Source organism: Vibrio sp. 1180_3 (genome assembly GCF_029478545.1).
GTDB lineage: Bacteria > Pseudomonadota > Gammaproteobacteria > Enterobacterales > Vibrionaceae > Vibrio > Vibrio aestuarianus.
In genome coordinates this window covers 17,247-32,276 of record NZ_SJFM01000008.1, presented here as the reverse complement: position 1 = coordinate 32,276, position 15,030 = coordinate 17,247, and the positions used below count along the sequence as shown (strand labels likewise).

General features: G+C 39.8%; 13 protein-coding genes. All 13 read left to right on the top strand.

Annotated features, from left to right (window positions below; translation table 11 throughout):
• Positions 1-80 precede the first annotated feature (80 nt).
• The 13 genes from EYW48_RS06820 (at position 81) to EYW48_RS06760 (ending at position 14,925) form a co-directional block, all read left to right on the top strand.
• Positions 81-4,940, top strand: coding sequence for an N-6 DNA methylase (locus EYW48_RS06820; RefSeq protein ID WP_277432066.1), 4,860 nt, complete (start codon positions 81-83; stop codon positions 4,938-4,940).
• A 934-nt stretch (positions 4,941-5,874) separates the two neighbouring features.
• A complete protein-coding gene (locus tag EYW48_RS06815) occupies positions 5,875-6,408 on the top strand; it encodes a hypothetical protein (protein WP_277432065.1) in 534 nt (177 codons plus the stop codon).
• Between the two features lie 581 nt (positions 6,409-6,989).
• Complete coding sequence (locus EYW48_RS06810) at positions 6,990-8,123, top strand: DNA mismatch repair protein (protein ID WP_277432064.1); 1,134 nt, start codon at positions 6,990-6,992, stop codon at positions 8,121-8,123.
• Positions 8,120-9,070 carry an AAA family ATPase gene (locus EYW48_RS06805; protein WP_277432063.1) on the top strand — a complete coding sequence of 317 codons (951 nt, stop codon included), beginning with the start codon at positions 8,120-8,122 and terminating at the stop codon, positions 9,068-9,070. Before EYW48_RS06810 ends, EYW48_RS06805 begins: the two co-directional genes overlap by 4 nt.
• 273 nt (positions 9,071-9,343) lie before the next feature.
• Positions 9,344-9,709: a hypothetical protein gene (locus tag EYW48_RS06800; protein ID WP_277432062.1), complete on the top strand. Its 366-nt coding sequence runs from the start codon at positions 9,344-9,346 to the stop codon at positions 9,707-9,709.
• Positions 9,710-9,821: 112 nt separating this feature from the next.
• Positions 9,822-10,007 carry a hypothetical protein gene (locus EYW48_RS06795; RefSeq protein WP_277432061.1) on the top strand — a complete coding sequence of 62 codons (186 nt, stop codon included), beginning with the start codon at positions 9,822-9,824 and terminating at the stop codon, positions 10,005-10,007.
• A 41-nt stretch (positions 10,008-10,048) separates the two neighbouring features.
• Positions 10,049-10,336: a hypothetical protein gene (locus EYW48_RS06790; protein WP_277432060.1), complete on the top strand. Its 288-nt coding sequence runs from the start codon at positions 10,049-10,051 to the stop codon at positions 10,334-10,336.
• A gap of 200 nt (positions 10,337-10,536) precedes the next feature.
• Positions 10,537-10,974: a hypothetical protein gene (locus tag EYW48_RS06785; RefSeq protein WP_277432059.1), complete on the top strand. Its 438-nt coding sequence runs from the start codon at positions 10,537-10,539 to the stop codon at positions 10,972-10,974.
• Positions 10,974-11,291, top strand: coding sequence for a hypothetical protein (locus tag EYW48_RS06780; protein ID WP_277432058.1), 318 nt, complete (start codon positions 10,974-10,976; stop codon positions 11,289-11,291). Before EYW48_RS06785 ends, EYW48_RS06780 begins: the two co-directional genes overlap by 1 nt.
• Before the next feature lie 82 nt (positions 11,292-11,373).
• Positions 11,374-12,024 carry a hypothetical protein gene (locus EYW48_RS06775; protein ID WP_277432057.1) on the top strand — a complete coding sequence of 217 codons (651 nt, stop codon included), beginning with the start codon at positions 11,374-11,376 and terminating at the stop codon, positions 12,022-12,024.
• Between the two features lie 122 nt (positions 12,025-12,146).
• Positions 12,147-12,341 (top strand): hypothetical protein, encoded by a 195-nt coding sequence (locus tag EYW48_RS06770; RefSeq protein ID WP_277432056.1) that lies wholly within the window; start codon positions 12,147-12,149, stop codon positions 12,339-12,341.
• Between the two features lie 10 nt (positions 12,342-12,351).
• A complete protein-coding gene (locus EYW48_RS06765; RefSeq protein ID WP_277432055.1) occupies positions 12,352-12,921 on the top strand; it encodes a hypothetical protein in 570 nt (189 codons plus the stop codon).
• A gap of 138 nt (positions 12,922-13,059) precedes the next feature.
• On the top strand, positions 13,060-14,925 hold the full coding sequence (locus EYW48_RS06760; protein ID WP_277432054.1) for a BRCT domain-containing protein: 1,866 nt from the start codon (positions 13,060-13,062) through the stop codon (positions 14,923-14,925).
• The last annotated feature ends 105 nt before the right edge of the window (positions 14,926-15,030 follow it).

The window sequence follows — 15,030 nt, the reverse complement described above, 5'->3', positions numbered from 1 at the left end:
TCATTCATTCAAGCTTGCCCTTGCATTAAAAAAATCAGCGTTAACCTAAGAAAGTTAAACCAATTCTTAGGGGGGCAAGCATGAACAGTACAAGTATTTTTAGTTTTTTAAATCCACTAACCAAACGAGCACAACCAGCGTTCGATTTAGCCAAAAGCTATATTGATCGACTAATCAATGCCGTTAGCTTAACGTCCAAAATTGAAGAGCAAGGCAGAACGGCAACAACGGAAGAAATTGCCATTTTGAATGGGTTCTTTGGTTACGGAAAAGCGGCAAAAGCGTTTGAATCTGGTCATGACCGAAACAACGATCTAAAAAACGCCTTTGGCTCAGAGCAAGAATTTAACACAGCTAAAAAAGGTGTACTTCATTCATACTTTACACCTGATTTCATCGTAACTGCATTGTGGCGCTCAGTGTGCCGACTAGGACTCACAGAGGGCCGAGTTCTAGAGCCGAGTTGTGGTAGTGGTCAATTCATCAAGCTAGCCAACCCGTTCTTTACAGGCCGCTTTGTTGGGGTCGAGTTAGATCCAACCGTGGGGAAAATTGCGCGACTCACCAATCCAGAAGCTAAGATTTACATCAATCAACGCTTAGAGCATGCAAAGCTGCCAAATGCTGGACAGTTTAATCTCGTTATCAGCAACCCTCCATTTGGAGCGTTCAAAGCTCACGATCAGCGTTTTGGAAAACAAAGCATTCATAATTACTTTATTCTTCGAGGTCTATCAGAACTAGAAGAAGGTGGATTACTCGCTTATGTCGTCTCTACGTGGGTTATGGACAAAAAAAATAACGAAACTCGCAGTCAAATTGCTGAGATGGCCGATCTCGTGGCAGCCGTTCGTTTACCTAATTCCGCATTCAAAACCGAATCGGTCAACCTACCTGTAGACATCCTTATTTTTCAAAAGAACCGCAACGCGAACACAGCCCCTACATGGCTAAACGTTGGCAACCACTCTAGCGGAGCTAGTATCAATCAATTTTTCATCGATAACCCAGAGCATGTTATAGGGCAAATATCAACGCCAAACCCTTTTAGCTTCAATAGCTGCGAGATAGCTTTCGATGGTGACGATTTAGAAGCAGAATTGAATGCGGCCTTGGATAACCAAACCAAAAAACCATGTTATCGCAAAACAGCAAAATCCCTCAACGTTAGCAGCGATATTGTAGATATAACCCCTGCGACAGATGTCGCCATCTATGAATTATTTTCTGAGTACCACAACGTATACCAACGAGTACAAAACACCTTAGATGATAACGGCAAGGAGACAGCCGTGTACAAGGAGCTCGGGTTTAAAAACAAAGGGCAAGAGCGTAGAGCCTTAGCTTATATTGATGTGAAAGATGCATTAAAAGAACTATTGGAAGCAGAGCAAGCGAATGAAAGCAGTGTTAAATTATCACAACTCAGAGAAACGTTAAACTTACTACACAATGGCTTTGTCGCAGCTTATGGTGCCTTGTCAAGAACGAGCAACAAAACAGTATTAAGCCAATGCTCAATGTATTTAAGAGTGAAAGCATTAGAAGTTGATTATGTTGCTCCCAACGCCAAAGAGTCAGTAAAAGAAAGTTATAACAAAGCGGCTATTTTAACAAAACGAGTATTCAAACCATTCACGCCAGTAGAGCACACTAACACTTACGAAGAAGCTATTTCAGTATGTTTAAATGAATCTGGTGATGTTTCAATGGATCGTATTGCCGAATTAATGGCAGTGACAACCGTTGAAGCGAGAAATCACTGTGAAGAAAACAACCTTACCTTTATCGATCCAGAAAGCGGTCGTGACGTAGACTCAACCCAATACTTATGCGGCAACGTTCGTCAAAAACTGGCAGCAGCAATCGCTAAAAACAATGTCGATTATCAAAGAAATATAACGGCTCTAGAACAGGTTATACCTGATGATTTGAGTGCCGAAGATATTACCGTGTCTTTAGGCGCGAACTGGGTTCCAGAAAAATACTATCAAGAATTCGCTAATAATTTAATGGGTAAAACAGCGAGCTTCATTGTGACGTATCAAGCTGAACGTTGGTTGGTAAAAGCTGGTGGCTATGGCTACTACGGGGCTTCGAATACAACATGGGGAACAGATAAGCGGAGTTTTGATCAATTACTTGAAAGTGCTATGAATGGCACCCCCATCACCATTACTTATCTAGATTCCGATGGCAAAAAAGTAGTGAACCAAGAAGCCACAGCCGAAGCCAATACCAAACTTGAAGAGATCACCAATGAATTCAATGAATGGATCTGGAGTGGTGCAAAAAGGCGTGAAGAGTTAACTCGTATTTACAACGAAACTTACAATTCATTTGTTGTTCCTGACTATAGTGAAATCAGTAAAAACCTAACGCTCGAAGGGTGCTCTATGACACCGTTCGACTATCAAAAAAGCGCAATTCTGCGAGGCGTTCAAAACTCAAACGTACTCTTTGACTGTTGCGTTGGCTCTGGCAAGACCCTGATATTACAAGGTGTGTTCTCCATACTAAAAAGATTATATGGTTCGGCAGAAAGGCCAGTGATCACAATGCCTAATGCATTAGTTGCTCAATTCTCTAATTCAATGTCTTCAACATTTCCAGCAGCAAACGTGATCACACTTGAATCAGAATTGTCTGCTGAGAAACGAGAATCGATTTTAAATACAGCCGTTACTACCGATTTTGATTTGTTGATCATCCCAGAGTCAACATTTGGGGCATTAGAAACCCCTAAAGAAACTGAAATGGAACTGATAAGAGAGGAAATAGCAAACTTAAGACTCTCATTAGATGAATGCGAAGATAAAAATTTCAATATAAAACAAATTGAAAACAGAATTGAAAAGCGAGAGCTAGAGCTAGAGCAAATAATGAATAAGCCACGTTTAAATAGTATTACTTGGGAAGATCTCAACATCACGACCTTAGCTGTAGATGAAATCCAAATTTTCAAAAATCAACCTTACAGCACAACCTATAGCAATGTCCGTGGTATGGGGACGGCCAAGGGCTCGAAAAAAGCATGGGATTTCTTTGTGAAAGCACGACATCTGCAAAAAATCGGTGGTCGAGTGTTGGGTGGTACGGGTTCCTCTCTAAGCAATTCTATAACCGAAGCGGTAACATGGTTGAAAGTGTTCGCTCCTGAATTGGAATACACAGGCTTACATAGAGTCGATGCATTTATTCGCCAATTTTCAGCACCAGTAACGGAATACAGCCTAGCCGCAACTGGGAGAACGTTAAAATCAACAACAACACTAAAACGCTTCCAGAACTTGAGTGAACTTTTGTCGATTTATCGCACCTTTGCAGAGGTACTATCTAGCGAACAACTAGCCGAGCGTTTACCTCGTCTCGCTGATGGTCGCCCTGCATTGCCACCACTAAAGAACGGCAAAATAACCAACATCATCTTGCCAATATCACAAGAGCAAGATGATGAATTCGAGCGTATTGTCATTGACGCTCAACATATAGATCGCAAGAAAAACAATATGCTTGCCATCATAGACAGAGCCAGAAAAACATCATTAGATATTCGCCACATTCAACCTCAAGCAAGCAACCCTAACAATGTAGTAAATGCCATTTGCGAGAAAGTGGTCGCCATTAATGAACAGGTAAAGCATTTTAACGGTACACAGCTAATATTTTCAGATAGAAGCTGTCCATCTCGCCATAAAAGTAGTGAGTTAAAATCGTTTAAGATCTTGATGGACAAGGCCGCCTCTGGGAATGAGGAAGCACAAAAAGAAGTTGAAAGCTACGGGGATGCGCAAAGCATAGAAAACATGCTAGCAAACAGCTTTTCTATCTATGACGAAATAGAACGCATACTAACGACAGAACACGGCCTAAAAGTCGCTATTGTGCACGATTACAAAACTGACATTCAAAAAACCAAGCTTAAAGCCGATTTCAACGCAGGAAAAATACAGGTATTGCTTGGCTCTACAAGCAAGTTAGGGACTGGTTGGAATTTAAACGAGAGACTTGTAGCTGAACATCACGCAGATTTACCCTTGCGCCCAGGCGATCTACAGCAACGAATTGGGCGGATCATTCGTCAACAAAACTTAGCGTATATCAACCATTGGATTTCAGAGGTTGAAGTGATCACATACTCCACAGAACGGACATTAGATTCTTGGTTTGCGGCCCTACTAGATAGAAAGGCTCGCTTTATCGCACAGTTCAATAATGGCACTCTCGATACGCGAGAATATGAAGCTGAAAATGAACAAATCGATTTTGCCACACTATCAGCATTAGTATCCGGTGATAGCAGATTGCTAGAACTGGTACGCTCACAACAAGAGTTAAAACGCTTATCTCTGCTAAAACGCAGCTACAAACAAAAGATATTCCGATTGGAAGATGATAAAAATTATCAAGAAAACAACATTAACTATATGACAAATAACATGCAGAATTTCGAACATGACGCAGCAACTATGAGCAGCCTAACAACCAACGATGCAACTTATAAAGGTCAGGCTCTAAACCATAATATCGACAAGTTTAATCAACAAATAAAAGAACTTATCAAGAGCTCATATCGATACAGCAAAGGTTTCTCTATAACACTATTATCTATTGGTGAGTTCGAGGTCACAGCTACCCGTCAATATTTTTCATCATGGGAAGTTGAAATTAAAGGCAAGGCAAATCATTACGTTTGTGAGTTCGGTAGCTTTGAAAATAGCACTGGCCGCAAAGTGCTAAATCGTATATTTGAATCAATGGACAATGTTTCTAATTGCCACACCAAAGCAATACAGAAAATTAAAAATAGTAATGCGCAGTTGCTAGTGATCAATAACGAGCTTAAAAAGCCATTCAAATACGAGCTAGATATAGTTAGCCTCAAACAAAACATTAATGCGCTAGAAAAAGAATTAGCCAACGAAAAACAAGCAGCCTAACGCCATTCGTCCCAAAAACAAACCCTTTGGATTTGGGACGAATTTAGCATTTTATTGTTTAAAAACAATATCTTATTGCTTTTTGTTATTTGGGTTAATTTGCATTTTCAAAAACCGAGATACGATGGAATTAGTCACTAACCTAAAGGACAGATTCCATGACATTTCAACAAAACCAGTTTGGTCTTATGGGTCTTCATTTCCTGTATATCTTTTGGAGAGGTTAGAGTGGCGCATAGCATACAAGAAATGAGGAATGTGCGTAACTCAGGCGTATGGCTCATATTCATTTATCTAAATGATAGCGACTCAATATCTCATATCTAGTTAATACTAAAGCTCCCCAAACGCCTAAAACCGACAATATTAAGTGTTTGGGGGGAGGTAGGTCAGCACTACAAGTAAAGTGGCGTAATGGCTCGCACATAAAGCCTGAGTCTATTTATCAGCACACCCACAACCCTTAACGGTAACGTAAGAACTTGTCTACATTTGTTGACATGGTTTTATTGCATGTCTACACTTGTAGACAGATGGGAGTTTTCCTATCGATCACTGGTAACAGTGATTTGTTCTTTGACAATGAGATCTAAACACAAACATCCACGGGAGGAATGCCTATACAGTACCACTCAAAAAAAGATGTGAATGCTGCAATAGAATATGCAATTCATAAAGGCTGGCGGTTTGTTTCGAAGGGAAATGGTCACACAGTGGGTTTTCTGTACTGCACAACAAAGTCAGAAGGCACACATAAAATTGTTGATTGCAGGATCGCAATATTCGGTAGTCCCAAAAACCCTACGAACCACGCTAAAAAGATAAAGAAAATGGTTGATAGCCATTCTTGCTAATAAGAAAGGCCGCTTAGCGGCCTCTATTAATCCCCAGTTTAGATCTCCGATTCAAAGGCTATTAATTGGAGTGCAGAGATATGAAAGAATACGATTTTGCGTTAGTAGCAAGTTATGACAAGAACATTAATGACGATGTGTTTTTAGAATTGACTAACTCAATCTATGAATCAGGAGCTGATGACAGCACCGTAATGAACAAGGGCAATACTGTCTTAATCGAATTTAACCGTGAAGCAGTAAGTTACGAGCAAGCTGTAATTTCCGCTATCAAAGACGTTAACAAGGTAGTAGGGCTCACTGTAAAAAGCGTTGATGCCGGTCAATACGTTGGCCTATCAGATGCAGCAGAACTTTCAAACCTAACAAGATCAGCATTATCAAAATTCGCTAAAGGTAATCGTGGTGATGGCACATTTCCGTCACCTTACTTACGTTTGATTTCAAAAACACCTTTGTATGATTGGTATGAAGTAGCAAACTGGCTTGAACAGCGTAATTTGATTGAACAAGGAATCGCTGATAACGCTCGTGTAACATCAAACATCAACGTGGCATTGAAACTAAAACATGGTGAGCTTAAAGAAGTATCTCGGCTTGCTATGGCAATATAATAAAACCTTCCAAAGATAGTAGATCTCATATTTACCACCAGTTCGCTGGTGGTTTTTTTTGGCTAACGACATAGAAACCTTAAGGTCTGGCATAATGTTCACGGTTACAACTAACGCATAAGCATTGGATTGGATGCTCTTAAAATCCAATCTAATGTTTATGTGCACACAAACGACCTGTGGAGAGCAGTGTATAGAAGACTACAAGATCCTATTGGATCTTATAGTCTTAAAGATCTTAGGGTGACGCTGAAAATATAGTTATCTGTTGATATTTTATAGTTATTTGTCGCTTACTTATAGTTATCTGTTGCTCTTTTATAGTTATCTGTTGCACTTTTATAGTTATCTGTTGATTTGATATATAGTTATCTGTTGCTTTTCTTGTTTTTAGTATAGTTATCTGTTGAACGCATTAAAACGCTGTATAGTTATCTGATGATTTGATATATAGTTATCTGGTGACTATGGCCACCTTAATTCACCAAACTACGCCATAGTTGACTTAAATATCAGTAGCAACAATAAATCAGCAACTGGCGATCAATAACTTAAAGGATCATGCCTCTGTATGTGATCAAATGCTCAAAATTAGTTTTTTATCGTTTTCAGTTGACTCCGTTTTTGGAAATCAAAATAAACTACTTATCTTTGTGCGTTTTAAAAAAAGGTTTTGCAAAGTGACAGATCAAGAATCAAATGAAAAATCACGCAGATCATTGAGAGTGACGAAAGAGGAAAATCGGAAAAACAACTTCATATCATCTCTGCTCTATTCACGACTGACCATTTTTCACCCAGCCCAAAGACTGAACAGTTACATGCAATCCCGTTTGGAGCTAATAGCCAAAAACGGTGGGACCGATTTCAACACTCCCCTAGAAAGTCAGGTGATCTCTAGCTATGGAACTCAATACAAAATAGAGCTATTCGTAGATTATTTATTACAAGGACATAGAGATGTCTTAGATACGTTACTAGCGTATGGCACAATGATAACTCTTGACGACGAAGCCTATAATAAAGGGAAAAAACTCACATGGAGTGAAATCTATGGAACACTTCCCAATGCCGAACCAAGCAAAAGCCCCCAGGATGCATTTAATGTTCTAGATAGCGGCTCAGTGGTTCTTTCTATGAGCATGTACGACTTAGCTACACAGATGGGATTACGCCCCCATCGAGATACTTACGATAAAATCGAAAGACGAATAGCCCAATTGCATTCTGCATATATCACCGCAAGTCAATTAGATGATGATGGGGAAATTATAGATAGAGCACCAATCCGATTCATTGAAGACTTCAGATTGCTTTATGATCACTCTAAAAATAAAAACGGTAAGGCGATTGAGCGAAAAACAAACCATGTTTTTGTCGTTCCAGACAGACGGTTACTTAAGGCCATAAGAGATCATGGGTATTTTTTGCGCTTAGAGCAGCAAATGATGAGAAACTATAGCCAACCGACTGTTCGATCTTTTCTCAAATACATGAGAACTCATAAATCAGAATTCATTCATGGAAAACGCTTCGATTGGTTAGTCGATCAGTATGTTCAATCGATACCAACAGAAGTTGGCCGAACATTTAAGGCATTGTTAAAGAAAAATATTCTGTCAATGGCCAGTCAAATCGAAATGGACTTTCAAGTACAATTTAGGAAATCAGAAGAAGACATTAAGATCTTTTATGTGGGGAGCGATGAAGAGTGAATACTAAAACCCTTTCATTTGGAAAATTATGCAACTCAACTGCCGAGGTTGATAAACCGAAGCATATTTTACATGGACTCCTTAAAGGCCATGTAGGGATGCTTATTGCTGTACCAAGTATAGGAAAGTCACACCTTGCACTAAGTATCGCTATTGAAAATGCTAGTAGCACTTCGCTAATAGGGTTAACGGCCAATCCACTTCCAAGCAAGACGCTCATCGTAAGTACCGAGGATGGCGAATCAATACTGACCGAACGGTTGAAAGAAAAAGCCCGGTCATTAAATAAAAAAACCTTAGAACAGTTAGATCAGTATTTGGATTTCACTTTTGAAACCACCCCGTTCGTCATTCAACCGGGCAGCTCTCACGAACGGGTTCTAGAGCACGAGCATTATTTAATCCAACTAGAAATGCTGTTTAAGAATTACGAGTTGGTGATCATTGACACAGTTACCGAAGCCATTGGTGATTGCGATGAAGTAACGCATGATCGAATTATTAAAAATACATTTTCTCGTTTAGCTAAAAGTTCTGGCGCGAGTATCTTGTTAGTTCATCATGTGAATAAAAATGAAATTCACGGACATCAAAAAATCACAATGGCCTCTGGTGCAGGACTAACATCGATTATGCGCCTAACAAAATGCCTCTTATCACTATCGTCTGAAAACGGTAAATTGACGCTTAACTATCAGAAAGGGAACTACCTCCAGAAGCAACATCGAAAGAAAATAAATCTGAAGTGGGATTGCGATATTATTGTTGATGATGCTCGTGATACTGAGCAAGAACCGAGAGAGAGTGAATCCACTTCCCCCAAAAACAGTACCGATATAAAACCTAGAAAACAAAAGATTAAACCAAGTAAAGAGCCGAAGTCTATCGTAATAAAAGGCACCACGACTGAGGAAGAGGATGATAGAGATATGAGAGCTGTCTTGTGATTATGTTTGACTGATTTTATCAATAGATATATCTTGTGTGGGAGCCATTCGAGCTCTCACCTCACCAAGCTATCTGTAGCTACATCAACGTAAACCATCCAAGTTCAATCACAACGTTTTTAAAAGTCGTTATCACCAATGCAGTTAACTATGCATTCGTAATAACGATTTCTAGCTCCCTGAGCAGAAACGCCACTACCGCTTAAGTGGCACTGCAATCGTGCAGTTGCGGGATATTTACTTCGCTCGAAAGGGCTTTACTGGGAGATAACCATGTTACAAGAACTATCACAGATAGAAGACTCTTTTATGGAGTATTTTTCCAAAAATGGCTGGCAAGTGGATAACCATATAACACCTGTAGCTATCAAAACGTATGACACTTATTTGAACCCAACAGATGCAATTGTTTGGCTTAATAAGTATAGATGTAGTGAAAGTGGCTATGATTATTTTGTACTAGCCCCATGTTACCTATCTAGTGTGGACAATCCATTGCGTAACTATCGACGAGCTGTAGATCAAACGTCGTTAGAGTCTGCAATTCTTTCGATGTCCTCATTTCTTGTAGAGATTGAGGCCAATATAGATCGAACATTAGCTCGGAAATTGCTGTTAAAATACGGACATAAAGAATAGTACTGAATTTTTGCTCTTTGAGCAGAAGCGCCACTACCGCTTAAGTGGCACTGCAATCGTGCAGTTGCGGGATGTTTACTTAGCTCGAAAGGGCTTGATTAGGAGAAATAACATGCGAGAAGCACTAACAGATGTTGAAAAACAATATTACTTCAAAATCTATCTAAGTGGCGAACTGGCATCTAAAAGCAGAGAAAGCAGAAAAGCAAATCCATATGACGCTCTCTCACATGAAAGCGCTGTTTGGTGTGCTGGTTTTGATGATAACGAAACCTTGGAAAGAAGATACCCAGTTTAGTGCTCGAAAGAGCCGTTAATTAAGGAGAAATGATGAACACTATGAAAAAAATGCCTTTATTGGAAGGTGACGTATTTAGAACTAAGTCTGGGCGCGTTACATCCCCATTCCCTAAAACAAATTACAAATATGCAAAAGCGAACATCAAAAAAATGAACGCTTGGCTAAAAAGTAATGCACTTGAAGAAGCCAAAGAAACCGGCAACGGTTACATGGAAACCATACTAAAAGGTCTGGACATTAATAATTGGTCGCCTGCCGATTCAAGTCAAACCAACCTATTTTTATTTGGTGTTCATGATGGTTATATAGGCCATTTGAAAGTCTAATCACCATTGCCCTACTCAAGATTTATCTTGAGTAGGCTTTACATTGAAAGTCCATATCACCAAAAAGAGCGTTTGCTTTATTGTTAATATGGATTTCTTGCTCTATGAGCAGAAGCGCCACTACCGCTTTAGTGGCACTGCAATCGTGCAGTCGCGGAATATTTACTTAGCTCGAAAGAGCAAATTAAAAGGAGATAACAATGAAACTTACAACTGAAAACTCTAGTAATCGCTACTTCGTGCGTAGCATGAGCAAGGTTCACCAGATATCACACTTTGCATTAAGTGAAGAGTCACACAAGCATCAATTTGATAAATATAATCGAATTTGTGTGTCAACGATGCCTGGACATGATCATATTCAGCTAATGGCAAATCGGTACGCAGGAGACAATGCTAAAACGTTGTCAGATTTGAGTACGAAAGATAAACCATTTTCTAATCTATACATTGAGGCTTACGACATGACGATTTACCAAGTATCACACGTATGTAGTAGTGATGATGAAGCAAATCGGATTATGTTAGAAAGACCTGATGTTGCGATCATCGATTCTACAAAGATGAAAGAACTGGACGTTCAATTGCATTTTTTGGCTCCTTTAAAACAAGTAAACACTTTGAAAGGGGAACTATAATGACTAAATTGACGTTCAAAGGATATGATTGTGAAGTTAAAATATCTACATATCAAAACAAACAGATACGCATTGATTTGGTAGCTGCTGATACCGTAGATCCTGAAACTACCGACCTATTTCCAGGTATGCCAATATCGTTGGTAACTGTTGGCCTCCCTAATTATAAATTTAAGGAGTCTGAAACAGCCCTTCACGATTATAGCGAAAACGAAGGAATACTCGATGCGCTTGTAGCTGCTAACGTAGTAAGAGATACAGGTGTTAGGGTGGTAACTGGCTATGTCACTACCCCTATCGTAGAAGTTATTCTTTAAGTTGTGTAATCGGTATAAGGGAGAGAGTTGATTCTCTTTCCCAATACCAACTTCCGAAAGGAAAATATTTAGGAGATAAATTGTGTCAAACACTTCTATAAGAACATTGGAACTTAACGGCCAAATTTCGAGAGGAATAGCAAACAACACACATTCGTCCGTGACGGACGCAATGGCATTGTTAGAATCTCAAATCAAACCGTACTTAAGTCAACTGTACAATCTGATAGAAAATGGTAGAACCTGCATTAATTATGATGGGGATATTATTTTTAAAGAAACATACGCACATCATGCGTGCTATGTGCTGTTGGATGGCTTTGAATATATGTTTCGTTTAGATTCTCGCTTTGAGTGCAATAACCTCGTTATTCACGATGCACAAGGCGCACCGGCTCATTACTTAGTGAAACTAATGGTGCTAGGGCATGAATTGTATATGGACGCTTACGGGATTTATGACGATCTTGAAAAAATCAAGCAACGTTATAAAAACTGCATTTTGCTAGAAACAATTCAATTTGACGAAGATAACTCGGAGTGTAAGCATTTCCAACAATATCGAGATCAATCAATGGAACTTATTGATATGGTGGAGGGTGAATTGGAAGCGCAAGGTAAATCAACAGATATGACGCATGTCATGGATACGTTGGATTACTATCAAACAATGCTGGCCTTTACAGTGCTAAGAAACTGTATTGATCACGACATCGCCAATCTTTTTATCTAGAACAGACAAAGGACTCATTGCGAGTCCTTTTTTCTTGCGCCATCACCTTGCGCCATCACCTTGCATTTTTTTAAGTCATGTAACGCTAGTGAGGAATATTCACATACTAGGCAGAGGTTTACATGAGCATTATATCAATCATCACACAGGCTAACGCTCTTGCTTTAGAAAACGGTACGGCCAAGCTAGTTATTGAGCCACAAGAAAATGGGACATTAGTCGTTAAGGTCAACGATCAAACTGTCTTTGAAACAGGTCGAGAAGCAACATACAGCTCTTGTTGCGAAGCGGTTCTTCGATACATGAATAGTTACTGAGGATGCCGTTTTGAAAAGAGATCATCGCTATTATTCAATTTTTTCCAACACTACAGCCCCTTCGGAAATTAGAACGGTCATGTACAGAGTGGCTGCTTCATTAGCTGACAAGGGATACGTTCAACGTTCAGGGGGGAATAGCGTAGAAAAACCTTTTATTTCGGGAGCTACAATTTTATCCGGCTCGGAACAAAAATCTAAAATAATGCTTCCTTGGGATGGATTTGGAGATCAACGGATTGGCTCAGGCAATTATGTCGGAAACCAAAAACTGGCACAGCAAATGGCGAAGCGTTACCTAAAAGGATTTAATCGTCTTAAGCCGGAGCAGCGCCTTATTGTGGCAAGGCAAGTTTATGTACTCTTAGGTAAAGAGCTAAAGCAACATAGTGAGTTTTTACTGTGCTATACCGATGATGGAGCCACCTCTCACATAGACACAAAAAACAAAAGTTTCGAGTTCATTTTACGACTCGCAAGCAATTATGGAATTCGAGTGTTCAATTTTCGAAATGATCAGGATTTAGCTATGGCGACCGCATGGTTAGAACGAATTGACACCCACGCAGTATCGCATTAGCCACCGATGTGACTGTTTTTTGAATGTAAGCCCACTCATATCAAATCATCGATAGCATCATTTAGTAATCGTGAAGAAAGCCTTGCATTTAAAAATAAGCGCATAGGATGACATTACAAATCCAATAAGGAGCACACTATGTTTAACTTTCTATCTCAAGAAAATCTCAAAAAGCTTGCAGCAGATACATTGGCTAAAGAGCTTCACCTGCGCAACGAGGAGTACCGAAAAGGGCTGCCGACAATTAATGATGCACAATACGATGAAAAGTTAGAACAACTTCGAGCTATTGATGCTAACCACCCATTTCTTCATCAAGTGGAAGCCGAGGCTGTATCGGGAAAGATTTATAAGCATCAATCTCCCATGCTAAGCACTAATAAATCATACAAGGCAGAAGATGTCGCTAATTGGCTAAAGAAAGTGGGCGAAGCCGCAAAGCAGTGCGGTATCCCAGATCCAATCATACGCTCGACCAGTAAATTAGATGGCGTAGCATGTAAATACCTCCCCGAACCTTTACTCGCCACGCGAGGAGATGGAGCTGTAGGAACGGATATAACGACGTTATTGAGCAAAGGTCTAAGAATCATTGGCGATGAAAGCACCGAGGCTGTTGGTGAGATTGTGATGCCACAAGCCTACTTTGACGAACATCTATCAGAAGATTTCTCTAATCCGCGCAATGTTATTGCTGGTATTGTTAATGCCAACGATCACAGCGAGGCCGCTTTGAAAGCACTTAATGAAGGGGCGGTACAACTCGTGCTTTATAGAGACATGAAAGCAATTGAAATGCCGCTAACAGCGTTTTCTAAACAGCATAAAGAAGTGGAATTAGAGCTGCGAAATTGCGAATACCCAATTGACGGAGTTGTTTTTGAAGTTGTATCACCAGAAATTAAAAAATTAATGGGGAGCAACAGTCACCATCATAATTGGCAGATAGCAGCAAAGCAGAATGAGGAAGCCGTACAAACAACAGTGGTAGCGGTAACATATGGGGTTGGAAGAAGTGGCGTTATTACACCAACAGTTCATGTAGAACCCGTTAATCTATCTGGAGCGATGACAAGCAAGGCCACTGGACATCACGTAGGTAATATATTAGCCAAAAAGGTAGGGGTTGGGGCGGTTGTAACGCTATATAGAGCAGGTTTAGTTATTCCGTATTTGCATGAAGTTATTGTTCCTGCCACTTATATTGACATTCCTGCGGTATGCCCATGCTGCGATGGGGTCGTTAAATTAGATGGCGATCAGTTGTTTTGCATCAATGATGATTGCATCGGTCGTGCCGAAAGCCGAATTATTCATTTTTTCTCCACAATCAAAGCACTACTGTTTGGGAGAAAAACAGTTCAAAAGTTGGTGGACAATGGTTATGACAGTATTGAAAAAGTCATGAAAATCACACACCACCAATTGGTCGGTTGTGGGCTTGGTGATGGACAGGCGGCTAATTTAATTGCTGAAATTGACCGAGTAAGCTCAGAGCCACTAAATGATTATTTATTAGTTGGTGCTTTGGGTATTAGTAATTTAGGGCGAGGCAGCGCCAAAAAATTACTGGCAGAGCACTCCATCTCTGCGTTACCAACAATTTCTAGTGACCAACTGATTCAAATTGAAGGTTTTGGAAGTCTTACATCCGTTAGTGTCGCCGATAAATTAGCAAATAGCGATACGTTGAAATTCCTACTGAACGAATGTCGTTTTAATTTGGTTCATACGAAAGAAGAAATCATTAAGCAAAAAATGGTTACAGCGTCTTCAACATCATCGTTAGCAGGGAAAAATGTTGTGTTCACTGGAACATGCAGTATGAGTCGTTCACAAATGAACCAGTACGCTGAGTCTTTAGGTTGTGTTCCTCAGAAAAGCGTTAATGGGGAAACTGATTATTTAGTGTGTGGCGAAAAAGTTGGCAACAGTAAAATTCAAGCAGCTCAGAAAAAAGGGGCAAAGGTTATTAGCGAGGCCGAATTTAAAGCCTTGGCTTAATAGAGGTTCCGAGGTACACCAATAGTGTTATTTAATGGGGTTAATAATTGCAAAAATCCCAACATAACAAATGTTGGTTAACTAATTGTTTTTTATTTTAAAAAG

Coding starts and splice junctions, on each gene's coding strand:
- EYW48_RS06820 (WP_277432066.1), top strand. CDS start 81: ATGAACAGTACAAGTATTTTTAGTTTTTTAAATCCACTAACCAAACGA.
- EYW48_RS06815 (WP_277432065.1), top strand. CDS start 5,875: ATGAAAGAATACGATTTTGCGTTAGTAGCAAGTTATGACAAGAACATT.
- EYW48_RS06810 (WP_277432064.1), top strand. CDS start 6,990: ATGCTCAAAATTAGTTTTTTATCGTTTTCAGTTGACTCCGTTTTTGGA.
- EYW48_RS06800 (WP_277432062.1), top strand. CDS start 9,344: ATGTTACAAGAACTATCACAGATAGAAGACTCTTTTATGGAGTATTTT.
- EYW48_RS06795 (WP_277432061.1), top strand. CDS start 9,822: ATGCGAGAAGCACTAACAGATGTTGAAAAACAATATTACTTCAAAATC.
- EYW48_RS06790 (WP_277432060.1), top strand. CDS start 10,049: ATGAAAAAAATGCCTTTATTGGAAGGTGACGTATTTAGAACTAAGTCT.
- EYW48_RS06785 (WP_277432059.1), top strand. CDS start 10,537: ATGAAACTTACAACTGAAAACTCTAGTAATCGCTACTTCGTGCGTAGC.
- EYW48_RS06780 (WP_277432058.1), top strand. CDS start 10,974: ATGACTAAATTGACGTTCAAAGGATATGATTGTGAAGTTAAAATATCT.
- EYW48_RS06770 (WP_277432056.1), top strand. CDS start 12,147: ATGAGCATTATATCAATCATCACACAGGCTAACGCTCTTGCTTTAGAA.
- EYW48_RS06760 (WP_277432054.1), top strand. CDS start 13,060: ATGTTTAACTTTCTATCTCAAGAAAATCTCAAAAAGCTTGCAGCAGAT.